The 21,933-nt window shown below is 69.0% G+C and carries 20 protein-coding genes and 1 pseudogene; 11 read left to right on the top strand and 10 right to left on the bottom strand.

Annotation, left to right across the window (positions count from 1 at the left end; translation table 11 throughout):
• Positions 1-73: 73 nt before the first annotated feature.
• The gene (locus AC1DMQ_RS08220) at positions 74-886 is read left to right on the top strand and encodes a helix-turn-helix transcriptional regulator (RefSeq protein WP_477033061.1); all 813 of its coding nucleotides are present in this window, start codon (positions 74-76) and stop codon (positions 884-886) included.
• On the opposite strand, the gene AC1DMQ_RS08215 is transcribed toward AC1DMQ_RS08220, so the two are convergent.
• From AC1DMQ_RS08215 to bioF, 3 genes are read right to left on the bottom strand one after another with little or no spacing between them, the layout of a single operon-like run.
• On the bottom strand, positions 878-1,768 hold the full coding sequence (locus AC1DMQ_RS08215) for a Gfo/Idh/MocA family protein (protein WP_477033060.1): 891 nt from the start codon (positions 1,766-1,768) through the stop codon (positions 878-880). The genes AC1DMQ_RS08220 and AC1DMQ_RS08215 overlap by 9 nt on opposite strands.
• Complete coding sequence (gene bioD / locus AC1DMQ_RS08210) at positions 1,765-2,436, bottom strand: dethiobiotin synthase (protein ID WP_477033059.1); 672 nt, start codon at positions 2,434-2,436, stop codon at positions 1,765-1,767. Before bioD ends, AC1DMQ_RS08215 begins: the two co-directional genes overlap by 4 nt.
• Positions 2,436-3,590 (bottom strand): 8-amino-7-oxononanoate synthase, encoded by a 1,155-nt coding sequence (gene bioF, locus AC1DMQ_RS08205; protein WP_477033058.1) that lies wholly within the window; start codon positions 3,588-3,590, stop codon positions 2,436-2,438. Before bioF ends, bioD begins: the two co-directional genes overlap by 1 nt.
• A gap of 74 nt (positions 3,591-3,664) precedes the next feature.
• On the opposite strand from bioF, the gene AC1DMQ_RS08200 reads away from it, so the two are divergent.
• Together AC1DMQ_RS08200 and AC1DMQ_RS08195 are read left to right on the top strand one after the other, a co-directional pair.
• Entirely contained in the window at positions 3,665-4,987 is a 1,323-nt protein-coding gene (locus tag AC1DMQ_RS08200; RefSeq protein ID WP_477033057.1) for an adenosylmethionine--8-amino-7-oxononanoate transaminase, read from the top strand.
• 13 nt (positions 4,988-5,000) lie between these two features.
• Positions 5,001-5,909, top strand: a complete 909-nt coding sequence (locus tag AC1DMQ_RS08195; protein WP_477033056.1) for a DMT family transporter — start codon at positions 5,001-5,003, stop codon at positions 5,907-5,909.
• On the opposite strand, the pseudogene AC1DMQ_RS08190 reads toward AC1DMQ_RS08195, so the two are convergent.
• Together AC1DMQ_RS08190 and sodC are read right to left on the bottom strand one after the other, a co-directional pair.
• Positions 5,898-6,023 (bottom strand): annotated as a pseudogene (locus AC1DMQ_RS08190) (hypothetical protein); the annotation flags it as partial. The gene AC1DMQ_RS08195 and the pseudogene AC1DMQ_RS08190 sit on opposite strands and share 12 nt — an antisense overlap.
• Entirely contained in the window at positions 6,024-6,542 is a 519-nt protein-coding gene (sodC, locus tag AC1DMQ_RS08185; RefSeq protein WP_477033055.1) for a superoxide dismutase[Cu-Zn], read from the bottom strand. It abuts the pseudogene before it with no gap.
• 111 nt (positions 6,543-6,653) lie between these two features.
• On the opposite strand from sodC, the gene gyrA reads away from it, so the two are divergent.
• Together gyrA and coaD are read left to right on the top strand one after the other, a co-directional pair.
• A complete protein-coding gene (gene gyrA, locus AC1DMQ_RS08180; protein WP_477033054.1) occupies positions 6,654-9,437 on the top strand; it encodes a DNA gyrase subunit A in 2,784 nt (927 codons plus the stop codon).
• A 50-nt stretch (positions 9,438-9,487) separates the two neighbouring features.
• On the top strand, positions 9,488-9,976 hold the full coding sequence (coaD, locus tag AC1DMQ_RS08175) for a pantetheine-phosphate adenylyltransferase (protein WP_477033053.1): 489 nt from the start codon (positions 9,488-9,490) through the stop codon (positions 9,974-9,976).
• A gap of 62 nt (positions 9,977-10,038) precedes the next feature.
• Here the strand turns inward: coaD and AC1DMQ_RS08170 are convergent, their stop codons facing one another.
• Positions 10,039-11,946: a hypothetical protein gene (locus AC1DMQ_RS08170; RefSeq protein WP_477033052.1), complete on the bottom strand. Its 1,908-nt coding sequence runs from the start codon at positions 11,944-11,946 to the stop codon at positions 10,039-10,041.
• A gap of 37 nt (positions 11,947-11,983) precedes the next feature.
• Entirely contained in the window at positions 11,984-12,853 is an 870-nt protein-coding gene (locus tag AC1DMQ_RS08165) for a hypothetical protein (RefSeq protein WP_477033051.1), read from the bottom strand.
• Between the two features lie 920 nt (positions 12,854-13,773).
• On the opposite strand from AC1DMQ_RS08165, the gene AC1DMQ_RS08160 reads away from it, so the two are divergent.
• The 3 genes from AC1DMQ_RS08160 to AC1DMQ_RS08150 all read left to right on the top strand — a co-directional run bounded on the left by AC1DMQ_RS08160 (position 13,774) and on the right by AC1DMQ_RS08150 (position 16,100).
• Positions 13,774-14,589, top strand: coding sequence for a peptidylprolyl isomerase (locus tag AC1DMQ_RS08160; protein WP_477033050.1), 816 nt, complete (start codon positions 13,774-13,776; stop codon positions 14,587-14,589).
• Positions 14,589-15,437 (top strand): peptidylprolyl isomerase, encoded by an 849-nt coding sequence (locus tag AC1DMQ_RS08155; RefSeq protein WP_477033049.1) that lies wholly within the window; start codon positions 14,589-14,591, stop codon positions 15,435-15,437. Before AC1DMQ_RS08160 ends, AC1DMQ_RS08155 begins: the two co-directional genes overlap by 1 nt.
• 195 nt (positions 15,438-15,632) lie before the next feature.
• The gene (locus AC1DMQ_RS08150; RefSeq protein ID WP_477033048.1) at positions 15,633-16,100 is read left to right on the top strand and encodes a peptidylprolyl isomerase; all 468 of its coding nucleotides are present in this window, start codon (positions 15,633-15,635) and stop codon (positions 16,098-16,100) included.
• A 78-nt stretch (positions 16,101-16,178) separates the two neighbouring features.
• Here AC1DMQ_RS08150 and AC1DMQ_RS08145 read toward each other — a convergent pair whose 3' ends face one another.
• Both AC1DMQ_RS08145 and AC1DMQ_RS08140 read right to left on the bottom strand, forming a co-directional pair.
• On the bottom strand, positions 16,179-17,156 hold the full coding sequence (locus tag AC1DMQ_RS08145) for an endonuclease/exonuclease/phosphatase family protein (RefSeq protein ID WP_477033047.1): 978 nt from the start codon (positions 17,154-17,156) through the stop codon (positions 16,179-16,181).
• 42 nt (positions 17,157-17,198) lie between these two features.
• Positions 17,199-17,798: a hypothetical protein gene (locus tag AC1DMQ_RS08140; protein WP_477033046.1), complete on the bottom strand. Its 600-nt coding sequence runs from the start codon at positions 17,796-17,798 to the stop codon at positions 17,199-17,201.
• A 130-nt stretch (positions 17,799-17,928) separates the two neighbouring features.
• Here AC1DMQ_RS08140 and queA point away from each other — a divergent pair, with 130 nt between their 5' ends.
• Entirely contained in the window at positions 17,929-19,047 is a 1,119-nt protein-coding gene (gene queA, locus AC1DMQ_RS08135) for a tRNA preQ1(34) S-adenosylmethionine ribosyltransferase-isomerase QueA (protein WP_477033045.1), read from the top strand.
• The gene (gene tgt / locus AC1DMQ_RS08130; RefSeq protein WP_477033044.1) at positions 19,047-20,162 is read left to right on the top strand and encodes a tRNA guanosine(34) transglycosylase Tgt; all 1,116 of its coding nucleotides are present in this window, start codon (positions 19,047-19,049) and stop codon (positions 20,160-20,162) included. Before queA ends, tgt begins: the two co-directional genes overlap by 1 nt.
• 5 nt (positions 20,163-20,167) lie before the next feature.
• On the opposite strand, the gene AC1DMQ_RS08125 is transcribed toward tgt, so the two are convergent.
• Complete coding sequence (locus AC1DMQ_RS08125) at positions 20,168-20,635, bottom strand: Lrp/AsnC family transcriptional regulator (RefSeq protein ID WP_477033043.1); 468 nt, start codon at positions 20,633-20,635, stop codon at positions 20,168-20,170.
• 120 nt (positions 20,636-20,755) lie between these two features.
• On the opposite strand from AC1DMQ_RS08125, the gene AC1DMQ_RS08120 reads away from it, so the two are divergent.
• Positions 20,756-21,919 carry an MFS transporter gene (locus tag AC1DMQ_RS08120; RefSeq protein WP_477033042.1) on the top strand — a complete coding sequence of 388 codons (1,164 nt, stop codon included), beginning with the start codon at positions 20,756-20,758 and terminating at the stop codon, positions 21,917-21,919.
• The last annotated feature ends 14 nt before the right edge of the window (positions 21,920-21,933 follow it).

The raw sequence follows: 21,933 nt of genomic DNA, 5'->3' as shown, positions 1-21,933 counted from the left end.
TTGTTGCGCTCGGCCTGTTGCCCAACACCAGGGAGGCGGGTTCTATAGCCGCGCACCCTGACGGAGGCGCCGCATGTTCCGCGTCGAGACCCACGGCCCCGCCTTGCCCGCCCGCTCGACGCTGTATGGCGCGGGCGAAGCGCGCTGCGCCACGGACGCTTCGGCTCCGATCGAGAAATACTACGTCGGCCCGGCCATCGGCGTCGTCGTGGCGGGGACCTTCGACTATGCCGGCCGCCACGGACGCACCCGCGCCACCCCCGGCGCGATCCTGCTGGGCAACGCCGGCGAGGCCTTCGACTGTCGTCACCTGGACGCCGGCGGCAACCGCCGGGCGGTGATCGCCCTGCATCCGGACCTGCTGGCCGAGGTGGCCAACGATTGCGGGCTGGACGACGTCGACTTCGCGGTCTCGGCCCTGGCCCCATCGCGCGAGACCGCGCCGCTGTACGGCGCGGTGCGCCGGGCGGCGGGCGGATTGCGGCTGGGCGATGAGGAGGTGATCAACCTGACGGCCCGCGCCCTGACCCTGGGACGCCGCACGCGCCGGGCCGCGCCGTCGGCGGTCGAGCGCCGGCGGATCCGCGAGGTTGTCCGGCATCTAGATGTCGCCTACGCGGAGCCTTGCGGGCTGGAGAGCCTGGCCGCCATGGGCCAGGTCAGCCGCTTCCACTTCATCCGGCTGTTCCGGGCGGTGACCGGCGAGAGCCCGCGCCAGTACCTGATCGGCGCGCGGCTGCGGGCCGCCGCCGACCGGTTGACCGACACCGCCGAGCCGATCACCCGCATCGCCTTCGACATCGGCTTCAACGACATCTCGCACTTCAACGCCACGTTCCGCCGGGCGTTCGGGCTGTCGCCGACGGCGTGGCGGCGGTCAGCCTAGCGCGCGCACCACCGTCTCGCAGAGCCGGTGCGTCTCCAGCGCGTCCAGCGCCGACAGCCGGCGGCCGTCGCGCACCGCGCCCAGGAAGTGCTCGCACAACTCTTCGAACCCACGCTGGCGACCGACGGAGGTCCAGTCGCCGCGCCGGGTGAGGCAGTCCTGGGCCGACTGGTCGACGACCTGGGCCATGTCGACGATCCGCCGCTTGGCGCCGGCGCCCGACACCTCCAGCGTCTCCTCGTTCGAGCCGCTGACCCGGTTCATGACCCCCAGGGCGTCGCGGCCGTCGCCCGACAGCGACAGGGCCACGTGCTGCAGCAGGCCATCGACGACCCGGCCGTGCACCCGCGCGTCGCCGGCGCCGGGGGCCAGGAAGCGCAGGGTGTCGACCACGTGGATGAAGTCGTCAAACACCACGCGGCGCGTCTGGTCGGCTTGGTCGGCGCGGTTCTTCTGCATCACCACCAGCGGCAGATCCAGGGCGGCGGCGTCCTGGTAGGTTGGGGCGAAACGGCGGTTGAAGCCGACCATCAGGGAGACGCCGCGCGTCTGCGCCAAGTCGACCAGGACCTCGCTGTCGGCGGCGTTGTCGGCCAGCGGCTTGTCGACCATCGTCGGCACGCCGGCCTCCAGCAGGCGGCGGACGATGTCCGGATGGGCGGAGGTCGCCGCGTGGACCAGGGCGCCGTCCAGGCCCTCGGCCAAGGCCGTGTCGAGCGCGCCGTGCAGCCGCTCCACCCGCCAGGCCGCGCCCAGGTCGGCCAGGGCCTGGGCGTTGCGGGTGACGAACACCAGATCGACGTCCGGGCGCGGACCCAGCACGGGCAGATAGGCTTTCCGGGCGATGTCGCCCAGGCCGATCATGGCGATGCGGAGGGTCATGAAATCCCCAAGGCAAGGAGGTGGTCGGCGAGGGCGGCGGCGTCCCAGGCGTCGGCCCGGGGCGCGAGGAACAATGCCGCGCCTTCCAGGAACGGCGCCAGGGCTTGGGCGGTCTGGGCCAGGTTGGGGGCGTCGAGGCTCTCGCTCATGACGACCGCCGCGACCCGCGCCTTGGCGGCGCGCAGGGCGACCAGGGCGGTCAGGACGTGGCTGATCGTGCCCAGGTACGAGCCCGCCACCAGCAGCACGGGCGCGCCCAGGGCGGCGATCATGTCCAGATTGGTCTCGCCGTCGGTCAGGGGCGACATCACCCCGCCGGCCCCCTCGACCAGCAACAGGCCGTCGCGGATCTCGGCGGCGCGGGCCACGGCGTCGATGACCATGTCGTCGAGCACAAGGGTTTCGCCCTCCAGCCGAGCGGCGATATTGGGCGACAGCGGGGCGAGGTAGCGGCGGGGGGCGATGCGGAACACCGCGCCGGGATCGCCCAGGGCGGCGGCCAGTCGAGCCGGGTCGCTGCCGGCCGCGTCCTTGGGGGCGAAGCCGCTGACCACCGGCTTGAAGGCGTCGACGGTCGCGCCCCGGGCCTTCAGGGCGCGGATCAGGGCGCAGCTGACATAGGTCTTGCCGATGTCGGTGCCCGTGCCGGTGACGAACAGGGCGGGCATCAGGCGCGCGCCTTCACATAGGGCTTCACCAGGGCCGCCAGGCGGGCGATCTCGGCGTCGGGATGCTCGGCGCTGAAGGCGATGCGCAGGCGGGCCTCGCCGGCCGGAACGGTGGGCGGGCGGATGGCCACGACAAGGAAGCCCTCGGCCTCCAGGGCGCGCGAGGCGTCCAGGGCGTCCTGGGCCTCGCCGATGATCACCGGCACGATCGGGCTGGTCGCGGAAGGCAGGCCCACGGCTTCGGTGAAGGCGCGCGCCTTGGCCAGGGGCAGGGCGGTCAGGGCCGGCGCGGCCTCGATCATGTCCAGCGCCGCCAGGGCGGCGGCGGCGGCGGCCGGCGGCAGGCCGGTGGTGTAGACCAGGGTGCGGGCCCGGGTCTTGATCAGGTCGACCACGGCCCGCGAGCCGCAGACATAGCCGCCGTACGAGCCCAGGGCCTTGGACAGGGTGCCCATCTGGAACGGGATCTGGGCCTCGGGGAACAGGGCGGCCGAGCCTCGGCCTTCGGCCAGAACGCCCACGCCGTGGGCGTCATCCGACAGCAGCCAGGCGTCGTTGGCCTCGCAGACCGCCGACAGCCAGTCCAGCGGGGCGATGTCGCCGTCCATCGAGAACACCCCGTCGGTGGCGACGATGGCGTGGCGGGCGCTGGAACGGTGCTCGGCCAGCAGGTCGGCCAGGTGGTCGCTGTCGTTGTGGGCGAACGGGATGATCCGCGCGCCCGACAGCTGGGCCCCGGCCCAGATGCAGGCGTGGGCCAGTTCGTCGACCAGCACGATGTCGCCCTTGCCGGCGAAGGTGGGGATCACCCCGGTGTTGGCTAGATAGCCCGAGCCGAACACCACGCAGGCCTCCGTACCTTTCAACCGGGCCAGCCGCGCCTCGAGTTCGGAGAGCAGCGGGTGGTCGCCGGTCACCAGCCGCGAGGCGCCCGAGCCGGCCCCGTAGGTCTCGATCGCGGCCTGGGCGGCGGCCTTGACCTTCGGGTGGTGGGCCAGGCCCAGATAGTCGTTGCAGGAGAAGGACAGCAGCTTGCGGCCGTCGCGCTCGACGAAGGCCCCGGCGGAGCGCTGGGTGGGCTTCAGGCGGCGCAGGAGGCTGGCGGCCTCGAGGCGTTCGATCTTGTCGGCGGCGTAGGTGTCCAGACTGTGCATCACGGTTCCTGTTTGCCCCTCGCAGCGGGAGGGCATAGGCAGTGCGCCCCCGCTAGGCAACGAAGGATCGCGCCATGACCGCCCATTATCTGGAAAGAGTGGGCCCCGACTGGCTTGTCGCCAGCGCGCCTCATGTGTGGCGGCCCTATTGCCAGATGAAGACCGCGCGGCCGCCGTTGCCGGTCGTGGCCACGCGCGGCTCGCGGCTGATTCTGGACGACGGGCGCGAGCTGGTCGACGGCCTGGCCTCGTGGTGGACCGCCTGCCACGGCTACAACCACCCGCACATCGCCGCCGCCGTCCGCGACCAGCTGGAGCGCATGCCGCACGTGATGTTCGGCGGTCTGGCGCATGAACCCGCCTATCGCTTGGCCAGGCGCCTGGCCGACCTGCTGCCCGGCGACCTGAACCACGCCTTCTTCGCCGAGTCCGGTTCGGTCTCTGTCGAGATCGCCATGAAGATGGCGCTGCAGTTCCACATCAATCAGGGGCCAAAAAACAAGGATGGGGCAGGGCGCACCAAGTTCCTGTCGTTCCGGGGCGGCTACCACGGCGACACCCTGGCGACGATGACGGTCTGCGACCCGGAGGAGGGCATGCACAGCCTGTTCTCCGGCGTGATGCCCAGCCAGGTGATCGCCGACCTGCCGGTGGACGCGACGTCGGAAGCCGCGCTCGATGCGTTGCTGGCCGAGCGGGGCGGGGAAGTCGCCGCGATCCTGACCGAGCCGCTGGTCCAGGGCGCGGGCGGCATGCTGTTCCATGCGCCGGAGGTGCTGCGAACCCTGCGCCGCCTGGCCGACAAGCACGGCGTGCTGCTGATCTTCGACGAGATCTTCACGGGCTTCGGACGCACCGGCCAGCTGTTCGCCATGCAGGCGGCGGGCGTCGAGCCGGATATCGTCACCCTGTCCAAGGCCCTGACCGGCGGGACCCTTCCGCTGTCGGCCGCCGTGGCCTCGACCAAGGTGTTCGAGGCCTTCTGGTCCGACGACGCCGGGGCGGCGCTGATGCATGGCCCCACCTACATGGGCAACGCCTTGGCCTGCGCCGCCGCCAACGCCTCGCTGGACCTGTTCGAGGACGGCGCCTGGCGGGCCGGCGTGGCGCGGGTGTCGGCGGCGCTTGGCAAGGGGTTGGAGGCGGTCCGGAACGCACCGGGCGTGGTCGATGTCCGCGTGCTGGGCGCGATCGGGGTGGTGGAGTTCGACGCGCCGGTGGCCGTCGGCGCCCTGTGCGACGCCTTCGCCGCCGAAGGGGCGTGGATCCGGCCGATGGGCAAGACCGTGTACCTGACGCCGGCCTTCAACACGCCCGACGCCGACCTCGACATCCTGATGGCCGCGATCCGCAAGGTTGTGGGCGCCGGCGGGGTTGAAGGATCAGGCGGGGTCTGATCCAAGCGAGGCCATGTCGTTGAACACGCCCCAGAGCGGCCCTTTGTCGGCGCTAGAGCGCCTGGCCATCGCGGCCATCATCCTGACCTGGGGCCTGAACAACGCCGCGGCCAAGGTGGCGACCGCCGAGCTGCCGCCGATGATGGTCGGCGCCCTGCGCTTCGCCCTGGCCCTGGCCTTCCTGGCGCCGTTCCTGAAACCGCCGTTCCCTTGGTCGCGGCGGCTGCTGGCCATCTGCCTGCTGTCGGGGCCGATCCACTTCGGGATCATCTATGTCGCCTTCGGCATGGCCAAGTCGCTGAGCCCGCTTGTGGTGGCGACCCAGCTGTGGATCCCGTTCACGGCCCTGTTCGCCTGGAAGATGCTGGGCGAGACCATGAAGCCCCTGGCCGTGGCCGGCCTGGTGGTGGCCTTCGTCGGGGTGGCCTGGATGACGCTGGATCCGCACGGCGCGGCCGACCTGCCGGCCATCGTGCTGGGCGTGGTCGCCAGCGCCTGCTGGGCCCTGGCCACGGTGTTCGTGCGCCAGACGCCCGGCGCCAAGCCGTTGCAGGTCCAAGCCCTGACGGCGGTCGTCGCCGCGCCGGTCCTGTTGGTGATGTCGTTCGGCTTCGAGGACAATGTCGTGGAGCGGGTGAAGACCGCCGCGCCGATCGCCTGGGCCTGCGTGGCCTTCGCCGGCGTGGTCTCGACCATCGGGGCCAGCGCGCTGCTGTTCTGGCTGGTCCAGCGCCGCGAGGCGGGGCGGGTGACGCCCTATTTCCTGCTGACGCCGCTGGTGTCGTGCACGATCGGCGTGCTGTTCATGGGCGACGCCCTGTCGCCGCAACTGGTGATCGGCGCGGCCGCGACCATGGCCGGCGTGGCGCTGGTGGCGCTGACGGCCAAGAAGGTCGTGCCGGCTGAGGGCGAGGCGACTTAAAGGCGGTGCGTCCTTCGAGGCCCGCTTCGCGGGCGCCTCAGGATGAGGAGCGTTTTTGCTGAATTCCTCATCCTGAGGTGCGCGGCGAAGCCGAGCCTCGAAGGACGCAGGGCGCTACTTCACCACCCCGCAAGCCACCCGGGCCCCGGCCCCGCCGATCGGCTGGGTCTTGTAGTCGTCCGGGCTCGCATGGACCACGATCGACGAGCCGTCGGCGTCGAGCAAGGCGGGGCGGCCGCCGGCGCCGTTCAGCGACACCATGGGCGAGTAGACCTCGGCCGTGGCCGCGCCGTCGGCGGCCGCGAACAGGTTGGGCAGGTCGCCGTTGTCGTTGCCATCCGGGTTCAGCATGCCATGGACCACGGCGGTGGTGGTGTGGACGTGGGCGCCGGCCGACTTGAAGTCCGGCGTGCCGCAGTCGCCCTTCTCGTGGAAGTGCAGGCCGTGCCAGCCCGGCGTCAGGCCCTTGGCCTCGATCCGCAGCAGCACGCCGTGCGGCGCCTCGGTCAGGGTGGCCGTTCCGATCGTCTTGCCGTCGGCGCCTTTCAGTTCCGCCGTCGCGCTGGCGGCGGCGGCCGAGGCCTGGGAAGCGACCAGCAGGCCGGCGGACAGGACGAGGGCGGTCAAACGCATCGGAAACTCCCGGAATGCCAAGGGTTGAGCCTGGGAAGGTGGCGTCTTGGCTAGGGGAATGCTAACTGTTTTTGACGGTTCCGTGTTCGATTCTGACGGCGAAAAATTCCCTTGAGCGACGATCAAAACACCATCCCCGGGTCTCCGGCCTCGCCGGCGTCCCGCGGGGACGTTACCCCCATCAATATCGAGGACGAGCTGCGCCGCTCATATCTCGACTATGCGATGAGCGTGATCGTCAGTCGGGCGCTTCCTGACGCCCGCGATGGTCTCAAGCCTGTGCACCGCCGGGTGCTGTTCTCGATGCACGAGCAGGGCCAGACGCCCGAGCGGCCCTACGTGAAGTCGGCCCGCGTGGTCGGCGACGTGATGGGTAAGTATCACCCGCACGGCGACGCCTCGATCTACTTCACCCTGGTCCGCATGACCCAGTCGTTCTCGATGGGCCTGGTGCTGATCGACGGCCAGGGCAACTTCGGTTCGGTCGACGGCGATATGCCCGCCGCCATGCGTTACACCGAATGCCGCATGGCCCCGCCGGCCATGTCGCTGCTGGCCGACCTGGACAAGGACACGGTCGACTTCCAGGACAACTACGACGGCAAGGAGCAGGAGCCTGTCGTCCTGCCGTCGCGGATCCCCAACCTGCTGGTCAACGGCGCCGGCGGCATCGCCGTCGGCATGGCCACCAACATCCCGCCGCACAATCTGGGCGAGATCATCGACGCCTGCCTGCTGATGATCGATCAGCCGGACGTCACTACCGACCAGCTGCTGGACCTGGTGCCGGGGCCCGACTTCCCGACCGGCGGCGAGATCATCGGCCGCGCCGGCCCGCGCCAGGCGCTGCTGACCGGCCGCGGTTCGGTGATCATGCGCGGCCTGGCCACGGTGGAAGAGATCCGCACCGGCCGCGAAGCCATCGTCATCACCGCCATCCCCTATCAGGTGAACAAGTCGAACCTGGTCGAGTACATCGCCGAAATGGTCCGCGATAAGCGGATCGAGGGCATTTCCGACATCCGCGACGAGTCCAACCGCGACGGCATGCGCATCGTGGTCGAGCTGAAGCGCGACGCCTCGGGCGAGGTGATCCTCAACCAGCTCTACCGCTTCACGGCGCTGCAAAGCTCGTTCGGCGTCAACATGCTGGCCCTGAACCGCGGCCGTCCCTCGCAGATGGGCCTGCGCGAACTGATCGACATCTTCGTCAAGTTCCGCGAAGAGGTGGTCGTCCGACGCACCAAGTTCGAGCTGGGCAAGGCGCGCGACCGCGGCCACGTCCTGGTCGGCCTGACCATCGCCGTCGCCAATATCGACGAATTCATCCACATCATCCGCTCGTCCAAGGATCCGACCGAGGCTCGCGAGCGCCTGGTGGCCAAGGCCTGGCCGGCCGGCGACATGCTGCCGCTGGTCGAGCTGATCGCCGACCCGCGCACGGCGCAGGAAGAGGGCGGCCTGATCCGCCTGACCGACGAACAGGCCCGCGCCATCCTGGCCCTGACGCTGTCGCGTCTGACTGGCCTGGGTCGTGACGAGATCGGCAACGAGGCCGCCACGCTGTCGGACGCCATCAAGGGCTATCTCGACCTGCTGTCGGACCGCGCCAACATCATGGCCGTGGTCCGCGAGGAGCTGGTCGAGGTGCGCGAGAAATTCGCCATCCCGCGCCGCTGCGCGATCGTCGACGGCGACGCCGACATGGAGGACGAGGACCTGATCGTCCGCGAGGACATGGTCATCACCGTCACCCTGGGCGGCTATGTGAAGCGCACGCCGCTGGCCGCCTACCGCACCCAGCACCGGGGCGGCAAGGGCAAGTCGGGCATGGCCACCAAGACCGAGGACGCGGTCACCCGCGTGTTCTCGGCCTCGACCCACTCGCCGCTGCTGTTCTTCACCTCGGGCGGCAAGGTCTACAAGATGAAGGTCTGGCGTCTGCCGCAGGGCGTCGCCAACAGCCGCGGCAAGGCGTTCGTCAACCTGCTGCCGATCGAGCCGGGCGAGACCATCACCTCGATCCTGACGCTTCCGGAGGACGAGGCCACCTGGGACGGCCTGGACGTGATGTTCGCCACCCGCTCGGGCAGCGTGCGTCGCAACAAGCTGTCTGACTTCGTGGACGTTCGCCGCAACGGCAAGATCGCCATGAAGCTGGACGAAGGCGACGGCATCGTCGGCGTCGCCGTCTGCGACAGCAGCAAGGACATCCTGCTCAACACCGCCTCGGGCCGCTGCATCCGCTTCTCGACCGACGAAGTGCGGGTGTTCGCCAGCCGCGACTCCACCGGCGTGCGCGGCGTGCGCCTGGCCGAGGGCGACAGCGTCATCTCGATGAGCGTGCTGCGCAACGTCGACGCCACCCCGGCTGAACGCGCCGCCTACCTCAAGCACCAGCGGGCCCTGGCCCGGGCCCTGGGCGAGGAAGGCGAGGAGGCTCCGGCCGCCGCTGAAGAGGGCGAGGACGAGGGCGGCGAGGCCAGCCTGACGCCCGAGCGCATCGCCGAACTGGGCGCGGCCGAGGAAATCCTGCTGACGGTCTCGTCGGAGGGCTTCGGCAAGCGCACCAGCGCCTACGACTATCGTCGCACCGGTCGCGGTGGTCAGGGCCTGACCGCCCAGGATCTGTCCAAGCGCGGCGGCAAGCTGGTCGGCTCGTTCCCGGTCGATGAAAGCGACCAGATCCTGCTGGTCACCGACGCCGGTCAACTGATCCGGGTGCCGGTCTCGCAAATTCGTGTTGCAGCGCGGAATACCCAAGGGGTAACCATCTTCCGCACCGCCGCCGACGAACACGTCGTCAGCGTCGAGCGTCTCGCCGAAACCGGCGGCGACGACACGGGTAGCGAAAATGGGACGGGCGACGAAAACGAGGCGGACGAGACCTCGTAAGCGACCCAAAGCAGGGGGCCATCGGGCGTACGCCCGGGTGAGGGAAAAGCATGCGGATCGGTCTCTATCCGGGGACGTTTGACCCGGTCACCAACGGCCACCTCGACATCATCGGTCGGGCGGTCAAGCTGGTCGACAGGCTGGTGATCGGGGTGGCGGTGAACATCGGCAAGGGGCCGCTGTTCTCGCTAGACGAACGGGTCGAGATGGTGCGCCGCGAAACGGCCCACCTGACCAAGATCGCCGAGATCGAGGTCCGGCCGTTCGACAGCCTGTTGATGTATTTCGCCCGCGAGGTCGGGGCCCAGATGATCGTGCGCGGCCTGCGGGCCGTGGCCGACTTCGAATACGAATTCCAGATGACGGCCATGAACCAGCAGCTCGACCGCGAGATCGAGACCGTGTTCCTGATGGCCGACCCGCGCCACCAGGCCATCGCCTCGCGGCTGGTCAAGGAGATCGCGGCCCTGGGCGGCGACGTCCACAAGTTCGTGCCGCCGGGCGTGGCCGAACAGCTGCTGGCCAAGCTAGCGAAGTAGGGCGGCGACGCTGGCGACCCTCGTGCGGAAGCCCTCAGAGCTTCCGCACGCGGGGCCTGCCCCTAGGCGCTTTCCTTGGTCGCCTTGTCGTACAGCGCCCGGCGGCTCTCCTCGAGGAGGAGAAGTCGCGCCCTGGACGCGTCGTCACGTTCGTCGGCGATCTGCTTGAGCAGGACCGCGGCCGCCTGCAGATAGGCCGTGAGCTCGTCGCCGTTGATGTACCTGCCGCTGAGCTGGTTCAGTTTCGAGCGACCGTCGGCGAAGCTGCGGCTGAAGGCGTCGGAGACGTGGTGCACCGCGCGCCATTGGCCGCTCTGCCGGATGAAGAACCCGTCGGTCGTCCTGATCAGTTGCCTGAGTACGGCTCTGCCGGGGGGCGACCCTGCGGCCACGCGGTTGGCCCTGACGATCTCGTTGTTCGCCTCGTCGGCCACCTGGTCCATGAAGTCGGCGAACGACTTGAAGAAGAACGCGATCTCCTCGACGATCTCCTTGGTGCGCTTCAGCGCGCTCAGGCTGATGTTGAGCGACTTGATCGCCAGCTTGATCGCTTCGTCCTTGGTGAGCTTGCCCCTCATGAGGGCGGTGATCCTCACCAGCTTGGCCGCCTGCTCGCGACGCTCCCGCTCATAGGCTTCGGCCTTGTCGAGCATGCTCATTTGGATCTCGCGCAGTCCGGCCGCTTCGTCCTTCTGCGCCTGTGAAAGTTCGCCAAGTCCCTGGGCCAGGGCCTTCAGTGAATCCTGAAGCCCGGACAGCACGCCGACCAGCATGCGGGTCTTTTTCTGGGCCGCTTCCAGCTCTGCCTTGGCGTCCTTCAGCCGTCGCCTGATCGCCTTGACCGCCTCGCCGTCCGCGGGTTGTTCGACGGCCTCGTCGGGGGTCTCGGCGTCGACCGGCGTCTCGTCCTCCTCCTGGGCCTTGGTGAGGTCCCGTCGCAGGCCTTCGACTCTTTCCTCGATCTCGCCGACCTTCTTTTCCGCGACCGCGAGCTCCTTCTTGGTCTCGGCGATCTCCCGCTTGGTCCGGATGGTTTCGGCGGTGACGTCGGGCTTGGGCGTGTCGTCGCCTTCGCCCTCGTCGTCGCCCCCGGCCTCGGTGACCTGTTTCACCGTGTTCAAGGTGGAGGCGGCGATCACCGACGCGCCGCCCGTCGCGGCGCCGCCGGCCGCCATGGCGATCGGCGGGATGGCCGCGGCCACCACCTGGGCGCCGATCTTGACGATCTGCATGATGAACGCCCGCTGTTCGGCGGTCGTGGCGCGCTGCTCGTACTGGCGCGCCCGGGCCTCGAACTTCTGGACTTCCTCCCTCAGGTCCCTGACCAGGGACTCCAACTGCTCGCGGTCGGCGTTGGCCTCGTCGATCTCCGCCTGGAGGGCCTGCTGGTCGATCAGGCGACGGCCGAGCGCCCGCTCACTGACCGCGGACGCCGAAGCGGTCTCGGCGATGATGTGATCATACGACGCCGCGATCCGAAGCAACTGCTCCTTGATGACCGTGGCCCGGGCCTTGATGTCGGTGGCCAGCTCCAGCAGGTCCTCGGCGACGAAGGTCTTGATGGGGTCGGCCTGCTGGTCCTCCCGCGCGTCCACCCACACGGGGAGCGTGTCGTCCAGGACGCGGAGGACATTGTTGGCCGCGCGCATCGCATCGCGCATCGTCCGCTCGCTATCGCCTTGCGCCACGATCAGCTTGTCCATGATCGCGGCGATCTTGACGCGGATCTCGCCTTCTTCCTGCGGGGTGGTGTTGTAGGCGATGTAGAGAAGGTCGATGGCGTTGTCGGTGTCGGTCTTGGCCCGGTCGACGTTGTACGTGCCCTCGATCTTCTGGACGTAGAGCCTGACGAGCTGACTGTCCCAGGCGGCCAGCTCGAGCGGGTCTCTGGCGCGGAGCTTGTCCACCTCATCCTCGATGCGATCCGAGAGCAGCGCGGCTTGGCTTCTGAAGGGGGCGATGTCGGCCATGGTTTCCTCCTGTCGGGGCGTGCGAGTTCAATGGGAATTATCGAAAGCACACCGCGAACTGTTGTTCGGTCAGGACCGTCCTGGCCTGGGCGACCAGGGCGTCCGACTGCCGCGTGGACTGGTCCACTCTGACGGCCAGGGTTCGAACCATCCGGGCCGTTCGCGCGCGACCGTCGGAAGTGTCGACGTTTTTCGCCTCGTCCAGGGCGCTGGCGAAGTCGTCCAGCAGCACCCTGTTGTTGTGAACCTCGGGCCGGAGGGTCGACAGCGTCGCCTGCAGACGGCTGATCGAGGCCTCGGCGACCCTGATCTCCTCCTGCGTCCTGGCGGCGTCCTGCTGGCTTTGAGCGAGCGCCGCCTCGCTTTGACGGTAGCGCGCCTCGGCCTGTCTCATTCCCGTTTCGGCGGCGACGACGCGGCTCTGGGCGACGGCGATCTGGTGATCGTTCTTCTCGATCATGCCCGTGGCTTGGGCGATCTCCATCGAGAGATCGCACATGAAGCCCATGAATCCCCACTGGCGCTTGCAGATGCGGAGGGCTTCTTCCTTGGCGGCTTTGTAATTTCTGAGCCTGACGAGCTCGTTCTGTATGGTTTGTACCTGGCGTCTGCCTTCGTTGTATTCCTGCGAGAAGCCTTCGTATTCGGATCTTTGCTGGACGATCAGGCCTTCGAGGTCTCGTTTGTGCGAGACAAGCTCGCCCAGACGCCTTTGGTCCGCGTCGCGCTCCAGGACGAGATCGCGGTCCTGCCGCTCGAAGCAGGCGATCCGACCGGCGACGACCGCCTGGGCGGCGCGCGCGGCGCCCAGCTTCTGTTCGAATTCGGCGATCGCCGCCGGCGTGAGGGCTTCGTCGCCGCGCGCCCAGGTCGGCGATCCCGCCAGGCCGACCAGCAGCGCGACCATCCAGGCCAGGGTCGCGGCGGTCCGGCGGATGGAGGCGCCGACGCCGCTTCGCCTGGCTGGACCTGAAGGCGGTCCTCCGCCGAATGACGGTCGCGCCATGAAACCCCCTTTGCCGCCGCTCGGCGGTTCGCCCTCCCAGCGCGGAGGGATCGCTATGAAATCGATCGCCCGGATTGATCCCGAAGGCGCCGGCCCCCCGTGACGGACTTCGCGTCAGGCGCCCGGTCGGCGTCTCGAAGGCGGACCTATGGACGGGCCGGACCGGCGGGGTTCGGAGGCACGACCCCGCCGCAGGTCGGGATCGCGGTCTTCAAGGTCGTGATCTGATGCAAGTGACCGGCGTCGATCTTGTCGAAGCACTCGCTGGTGCCGCGACGCGCCCGCAGGCAGCTCAGGTTCTTCGCGGCGAAGTCCGACCTGTCCTTTGCTCGCGTGGCGCCGTTGCACCTGTAGGCATAGGGCGGACCAGAGATGGCTCCACAAGCCCTGACCTGAGCGTCATGTCTCTAGCCTGCACTGCTGGACGCTGCAGCGGCCGGGCGTGGCGTCGACGCACTGGGCGACAGCGGCGTCGGCGCAGAACAGGAGCACCGTCCCGGCGACGGCCGCGACGCTTATGATTGTCGGACGCATGGTCTCCCCCCAACGGGCAAGTGATCGCGCTTGCTTGCTGTATCGATCAGCTCACGCTTTGCGATAAAAGGAACTCATCCCTCGAAGGGAGTCAACCCAAGGGCGTGACGCTTCGCGCAACAGCTATCGAGAGTGATTCCGTCCGTCCCAACTCGCTCTTTCGCGAAGGCCGAAGTCGTGAGGCCTCGCACCCCAAACTCGCCGGAATCGTCGGGTCTAACGCGCCGCCACTTGTCGTTCGCGCGGCGGCGTTCTACGCCGTCAGACCAGTTCTATCGGGGATATCCATGAAGCTTGCGTCCATCGCCGCCGTCCTGGCGCTCACCGCGGCCTCCGCCGCCAGCGCCCAGCAGGCCTCCGACTGGCGGACGCCCGACCCCGAGAACATCCTGGTGGTCGACACCAACAAGGGCCGGATCATCGTCGAGCTGTCGCCCGAGACGGCGCCGAACCACGTGGCGCGGGTGCGCGAACTGGCCAAGGCCCACTTCTATGACGGCCTGACCTTCTTCCGCGTGATCGACAGCTTCATGGCCCAGACGGGCGATCCGAAGAACGACGGCACCGGCGGCTCCGACCAGCCGAACCTGACCGCCGAGTTCCTGTTCCGCCGCGGCCCCGACTACGTGCCCGCCGGCAAGGCGGGGACGACGGAGATGGGCTTCGTCGGTTCACTGCCGGTCTACAGCCAGAACAGCGCCCTGGCGGCGATGACCGCCGACGGCAAGGTGGCCGCCTGGGGCGCCTTCTGCCCCGGCGTCCTGGGCATGGCCCGGGCCAACGATCCCGACAGCGCCAACAGCCAGTTCTTCTTCATGCGCCAGCACTACGCCTCGCTGGAAAAGACCTACACGCCGTTCGGACGGGCGCTGACCGGCATCGAGGCCATCCGCGCCATCAAGACCGGCGAGCCGGTCGCCGCGCCGCAGGACCAGATGACGACCGTCCGCGTGCTGTCCGACATGCCCGCCGCTCAGCGCCCCAGCATCCAGGTGATGAACACCCGCTCGGCGGCCTTCGCGGCGCTGATCGAGAAGAAGCGCGCCGAGATGGGCGGGGCTTTCGGGCCGTGCGACGTCACCGTACCCGTGCAGGTGAAATAATGATCCATTCCCTGGTCGCTTCCGTCGCGGTTCTTTCCGGCTTGACGGCGGCCGGCGAAGAGTACGCCGCTCCGAAGATCACCCCGCCCAAGGCCAATGAATGGCGGACCCCGGCGCCCGAGAACCTGGTGGTGATCGACACCAACAAGGGGCGGATCGTCGTGGAGCTGATCCCCGAGGTCGCGCCCGGCCACGTGGCGCGCTTCCAGGAGCTGACCCGCGAGGGCGTCTATGACGGCCGCACCTTCTTCCGGGTGATCGACCGTTTCATGGCCCAGACCGGCGATCCGGACGACACCGGGGAGGGCGGCTCGAAGAAACCCAACCTCAAGGCCGAGTTCACCTTCCGCCGCGACGCCTCGACGCCGTTCGTGGCCGCCGCCGCCCCGGCCGGGACCGAGGTGGGCTTCCTCAAGTCGCTGCCGGTCGTCAGCCAGGCCTGGAGCTGGGCCGAGGTCACTTCGGACAAGAAGGTCTCGGCCTGGGGAACCTATTGCCCCGGTGTGGTGGGCGAGGCCCGCGACGAGGATGTCAATTCGGCCAACAGCCAGTTCTTCCTGATGCGCCAGCCGTACCCGTCGCTCGACAAGCGCTACACCGCCTATGGCCGCGTGCTGACGGGCCTGGACGTGGTGCGCGCGATCAAGACCGGCGAGCCGGTCGAGAAGCCGCAAGACCAGATGACCAAGGTGCGCCTGCTGGCCGACATCCCGGCGGCTGAGCGGCCCAGCGTCCGCGTGGTCGACACCGCCAGCGCCTGGTTCAAGGCCGAGGTTGCCCGCAAGCGCGCCGAGCGTGGGGCCGACTTCTCGGTCTGCGACGTCGATCTGGCCGTGGACGTCCGGTAGATCACAAGCTGGGCTGTGACAATTGATCCGCCCTCGGGATCCAACCGAGCGGTTTCCCCCTTATGGAAAGCGGGCTAGAAGCCTCTCCGACTCACTTCCACCTCCCCCTGTTCACGCCTCCCCCTCTTCAAGCCTCCCCCTCTTCAAGCCTCCCCCTCTTCAAGCCTCCCCCTCTTCAAGCCTCAAGGGATGACCATGTCGGCCGACCTCGAAAACACCCTGCTGCTGACGCTCGAGTCCGGGCCCGTCACGATCAAGATGCGTCCCGACCTGGCCCCCGGCCACGTCGAGCGGATCAAGGAACTGGTCCGCGAGGGCTTCTATGACGGCGTGGTCTTCCACCGCGTGATCCCGGGCTTCATGGCCCAGGGCGGCGACCCGACCGGCACCGGCCGCGGCGGTTCGGCCAAGCCGGACATCAAGGCCGAGTTCTCCAAGGAGCCGCACGTGCGCGGCGTCTGCTCGATGGCCCGCACCCCCGATCCGAACTCGGCCAACAGCCAGTTCTTCATCGTGTTCGACGACGCCACCTTCCTGGACAACCAGTACACCGTCTGGGGCCAGGTGGTCGAAGGCATGGAAAACGTCGACGCCCTGCCGACCGGCGAGCCGCCGCGCGCCCCGGGCAAGATCATCAGCGCCAAGATCGCTTCGGACGAATAGTCGTCGCGTCGAACGTTGAATGAACCAGGGCCTCGGGAAACCGGGGCCCTTTTTCGTGGCGCCCTAGCTTCGCGGCGTCTAGCGCGCCAGCGTCACCACGATCGCTCGGTGATCCGAACCCAGGCTGGGGCCGCGCTCGACCTTGACGGTCTTCCAGGCCTTGCCGGCATAGACGTGGTCGATCGGCAGGATCGGGAAGGGGGCGCTGGCGACGCGCGAGAACTCGCCGGTGGGCCAGCTGGCCAGGGCGCGGGTGCGCCGCTCCAGGCCCAGGGCCTTGTCCTGGCGGCGCAGGGTCCAGGACCAGGGCGTGGAGTTGAAGTCGCCCGTCACGATCAGGCTGTCGCGGGGAAACCGCTTGAGCAGATCGACCAGCATCCGGCTCTGGCCCTGCTGCCGCCCGGCGGGGATCGGCCAGACATAGTGGGCGCCGGCCACGGTGAAGGCGCCGTCCGGATGGCGGATCGTCGCCCAGGCGCCGGCCAGCGGGTGGTGGTCCTGGTAGAAGCCGCGCCGGTCGGCCAACGGCCAGCGGCTGAAGATCCAGGTGTCGCAGACCTGCCGGCCGTCGCAGGTCACGTAGTTCGGATAGGTCTTGCGCAGTTGCTTGACGATCGGCCAGGTCGAACCGCCGCCTTCCTCCAGGACGACGATGTCGGCCTTCTGGGCGAGGATCCAGTCCCGGGTTTCTACCGGGTCGCTGTTCTGGCCCCAGACATTGAACTGCACCAGCTTGACGGTCGAGGTCGTCGGCGGCCGGGTCTTGGCGCTAACGGCGGCCAGCAGTTCGGGCGCCATCAGGACGCCGAGCGCGCAGATCGCCGTCAGGGCCAGGCCCATGATCGCGCGCCGCTCGAGATCCCGGGCGAAGATCGCGGTCAGGACCAGGCTTATGAAGCCGCACGCCAGCCAGATCGGCGCCAGATGGGCCAGGGCGTCGAGCCGGTCGCTGAACAGGCCGCCCCAACAGGCCAGGCCGGCGACCGCGCCGACCAGACCGAACATCAGGGCGGTGCCGCGCAGGAACAGGCTGGCGAGGTTCAGGATCAGACTCATCGGGTCTGGCCTTAGCACGGTCGCATGGCGTCCGCGCCAGGCTTACTCGCCGCCGAAGTACATGAAGCTGATATTGCGGAATTGCTGGTCGCCGACCTGCAGGCCGCCCTTGAGCACGCGCTGCGTCTGGCCTGGGCCCGCGGCCTTGGCGGCTTTCAGGGCCTCCACGTCGAACGCGCCGGTGAAGGTCACCTGGCCCAGACGGGGATCGACGCCGTGGAAGCTGACCTCCCGGTCGTCCACCCGATAGGCGGTCGGCATCACCCGCACCGAGACCGTGTGATAGGTCTGGCCCAGCTCGTTCTCGGCCGTAGGGCTGGTGACGTCGTCGAACGTCATGAAGATCGGCGCGTAGGTCGCGGGCCGCTTGCCGGCCTCCCAATCGGCAAAGTCGCTGGCCTGGCCGATGCTCAGCGATTCCAGCTTGAGGCTGCCCGACTGAACGTCCGTGTCGGTGAAATAGAAGCCCAGGCTGTCCAGCGCCGGGTCGTGCGAAAAGGTCACCGGCGCCGGCGGCGTCGCGGCCGGGGCGGTGGACGGCGCGGGGGCCGTCTCGGCCTTCTTGGTCTCGGTCGCCGGTTGGCAGGCGGTCAGCAAGAGACAGGCGCAGAGCGCGGACAAGCGCTGGGTCGTGACGGTCATGGTTCCCCCCGTGAGACGTCGAGGACGTAGGATGGCGGTGGAAGGCGGGGTTTGTCCATCGAGGCTTGACCGGAGGCGCGGCGCCTGGACGCTTGACCTCGACGCCCCGTCGTGGCCTTGAAGCCGCCCCATGCGCCTGTCCGACTTCGATTTCCACCTGCCCGACGAGGCGATCGCCCTGCGGCCGGCCGAGCCGCGGGATTCCGCGCGCCTGCTGGTCGTCAAGCCTCAAGCGGGGCCGGGCGAAGGCCTGGAAGACCGGATCGTTCGCGAGCTGCCGGATTTCCTGCGGCCTGGCGACGCCCTGGTCTTCAACGACACCCGCGTGATCCCCGCCCGACTGATGGGCCTGCGCGCCGGGCGCGAGACCGGCGGCGGCGACGGATCGCCGGTGGCGGTCGAGGCCACCCTGCATCGCCGGATCGCCCCCGACCGCTGGGTCGCCTTCATGCGGCCCGGCAAGCGCCTGAAGGAAGGCGACCGCATCGCCTTCGGCCATGACGCCGACCGCGCCTGCCAGGCGGGCATGCTGGACGCCACCGTGATCGCCAAGCACGAGGGCGGCGAGATCGAGCTGGCCTTCGACTTCGCCGGCGTCGACCTGGACCTGGCCGTCGCCGCCCACGGCGAGATGCCGCTGCCGCCCTACATCGCCGCCAAGCGCGCCGAGGACGACCGCGACCGCGCCGACTACCAGACCGTCTACGCCCGCGAGGACGGCTCGGTGGCCGCCCCGACCGCCGGCCTGCACTTCACGCCCGAGCTGCTGGAGCGACTGAAGGCCCGGGGCGTCAGCCTGCACTTCGTCACCCTGCACGTCGGCGCCGGCACCTTCCTGCCGGTCAAGACCGACGTGGTCTCCGAACACAAGATGCACGCCGAGTTCGGCGAGGTTCCGGCCAACGTCGCCGACGCCCTGAACGCCGCGCGCGCCGACGGCGGCCGCATCGTCTGCGTCGGCACGACCAGCCTGCGCCTGCTGGAAAGCGCCACCGGCGAGGATGGGGTGATCAAGCCGTTCGCCGATGCGACGGCTATCTTCATCACGCCCGGCTACCGCTTCCGCGCCGCTGACGTGCTGATGACCAACTTCCACCTGCCCAAGTCGACCCTGTTCATGCTGGTCAGCGCCTTCGCCGGCCAGGCGACGATGAAGGCGGCCTACGAGCACGCGATCGCCATGGGCTATCGCTTCTATTCCTATGGCGACGGATCGCTGCTGTTCCGCGCCGATTCAGAGCACGCCTGATGGTCGCCTTTCCCTTCGAGATCTCGGCCACCGACGGCGCGGCCCGCACCGGGGTGCTGAAGACCCCGCGCGGCGACATCCGCACGCCCGCCTTCATGCCGGTGGGCACCGCCGCCACGGTCAAGGCCATGACCGTGGACCAGGTCAAGGACACCGGCGCCGACATCATCCTGGGCAACACCTACCATCTGATGCTGCGGCCGACGGCCGAGCGGGTGAAGCGCCTGGGCGGGCTGCACAAGTTCATGCGCTGGGACAAGCCGATCCTGACCGACAGCGGCGGCTTCCAGGTGATGAGCCTGTCGGGGATCAGCAAGGTCACCGAGGAGGCCGTCACCTTCTCCAGCCACATCGACGGCTCCAAGCACGTGCTCAGCCCCGAGCGGTCGATGGAGATCCAGGCCGACCTGCTGGGCAGCGACATCGTCATGCAGCTGGACGAATGCGTCGCTTGGCCGGCGGAAGAGGCGAGGGCCCGCCAGGGCATGGAGCTGTCGGCCCGCTGGGGCAAGCGCTCCAAGGACGCCTTCGGGACCCGCGACACCCAGGCCCTGTTCGGCATCCAGCAGGGCTCGACGTTCAAGAACCTGCGCCAGGAGTCGTCCGAACGCCTGCAGGAGATCGGCTTCGACGGTTACGCCCTGGGCGGCCTAGCGGTCGGGGAGGGCCACGAGGCGATGTGCGAGGTGCTGGACTACGCGCCCGCCATGCTGCCGGCCGACCGTCCGCGCTACCTGATGGGCGTGGGCAAGCCGATCGACCTGGTGGAGGCGGTCTATCGCGGCGTCGACATGTTCGACTGCGTGCTGCCCACCCGCTCGGGCCGCCACGGCCAGGCCTGGACCTGGAACGGGGCGATCAACATCAAGAACGCCCGCTACGCCGACGACGAGGAGCCGCTGGATCCGACCAGCACCTGCTCGGCCAGCCGCGACTATTCCAAGGCCTATCTGCGCCACCTGTTCAAGGCCGAGGAGATCCTGGGCCAGGTGCTGCTGTCCTGGCACAACATCGCCTTCTTCCAGGCCCTGACGGCCGCCATGCGGGCGGCGATCGCCGAAGGCCGGTTCGAGCAATTCCGCAAAGACTTCGCGGCGCGCCAGCAGGGCGGTTAGGGACGTCAGCTCGCGTCCAGGATCTCGCTGACACCGCCTTGAGCGGGACGTTCGAGGTAGGTCGACAGGACTATGTAGCTGCGAGTGCTCCTTACCCCGGGCGTCGCGTAAAGCCGTGCAAGCAGGCCCTCCAGCGCCCGACTCGAGGCGCAGCGCACCTTGAGCAGCATGCAGGTGTCGCCGGCCACCGAGTGGATCTCCTCCACCTCCGGCAGGTCGCCGATCGCCACGAAGTCCTGGGTCCCGCCCCAGCCGGCGGTGTCGACATGGACGAAGGCGAGCAGCGGCTTGCCGATCGCCGGCCCGTCGAGCAGGGCCACCGTGCGGCGCAGGCACCCGGACGCGCGCAGCTTCTTCACCCGGTCATGCACCGCGGGCGCCGACAGGCCCACCCTCTGGCCGAGCTCGGCGTAGCTGACGTCCGAGTCCGCGGCCAGCGCGCTTAATATTTTTCGGTCGAACCCATCGAGCACGCGCCCCACGGCGTGCGGCTGCCGAACGACATCTGTTTTTTCCGCATTCGACATGTTCGTGCTTTCCTGAATGCCATTCGGACGTTTCTGTTGTTCTCCTAATAGCATTAGGGCAGCGAAATGTTCACCCGCAAGATACTCCTGCTCGCCGGCTCGATCGCGGTGATCGGTGCGAACTCGCTGACCCTGAGCCCGATCGCCAGCGCCGTCGCCGCTTCCTTCTCCGGCGTGGACGCGGCTGGCGTGATGAAGGCGGCCGCCGCCTACGGACTCGCGACGGCGGCCAGCGCCCTGGTCCTGGCTCCGGTGATCGACAGGATCGGGCGGCAGGCAGCGCTCCTGCGCGCGCTGCTCGTCCTGGCGGCGGGTCTCGTCCTGTCCGCCTGCGCGCCCAACCTCCTGGTGCTGAGCCTGGGCCAGGTGCTCGCCGGCCTGGCCGCGGGCTGCGCCCTGCCGGCGATCTACGCGCTGTCGGCTCAGGTCGCCGAGAAGGGGCGCGAGAGCCAGACCCTCGGCATGGTGCTTACGGGATGGACCATAAGCCTGGTGGCGGGCGTCAGCGTCTCGGCGCTCGTCGCCGATTTCGCCCATTGGCGCCTGGTGTTCGTGGGGCTGGCCGTCGCGGCGGGAGGGCTGGCCGTCGGGGTCCATCGTCACCGGGGCTTCGCCCTGCCGGTCTCCTCGGCGCGCGCCAGCTCCCCCCTGACCGCGCTCCGCGTTCGCGGCGTTGGTCCGGCCCTGCTGACGGTCGCCGCCTACATGACGGCCTTCTACGGCCTCTACGCCTATCTCGGCCCGCATTTCACGGGAGCCCTGCGGCTGTCGACGGCCCTGGCCGGTCTGGCGCCCGCCGCCTATGGCCTCGGATTCGGGGCTGCCGCCTTCCTGGACCGCCTGCTGGATCGCCATGGCGCCGTCGCCGCCCCGGTCGCGTTTCTGGGCCTCGGCCTCGTCTACGCGGCCCTGGCGATCGCTTCGGCCCACGCGGCGGTTCTCATCGCCCTCTGCCTCGTCTGGGGCCTGGCCAACCACATCGGCCTGAACCTGATCGTCGGACGGCTGACGGCGCTCGACCCGGCTCAAACCGGCGCGATCCTGGGTCTCTACAGCACCGTCACCTATCTGGCCGTCTCGGCGGGAGCGCTGTTCTATCAGCCGCTGTTCGCACGCTTCGGCTTCGCCGGCTGCGCGCTCGCCTCCGCCGGCTGCATCGCGCCCGCGCTCGTGATGGCGCTGGCCCAGGCGGGGCGCGGATCGAGGACGCCCAGCAATAGGGCGGCGTGACGAAGGAACGCGGC

The organism is Caulobacter sp. 05L422 (assembly GCF_056397765.1).
The sequence above is the reverse complement of the archived record's forward strand: the minus strand, read 5'-3'. Positions and strand labels throughout refer to the sequence as shown.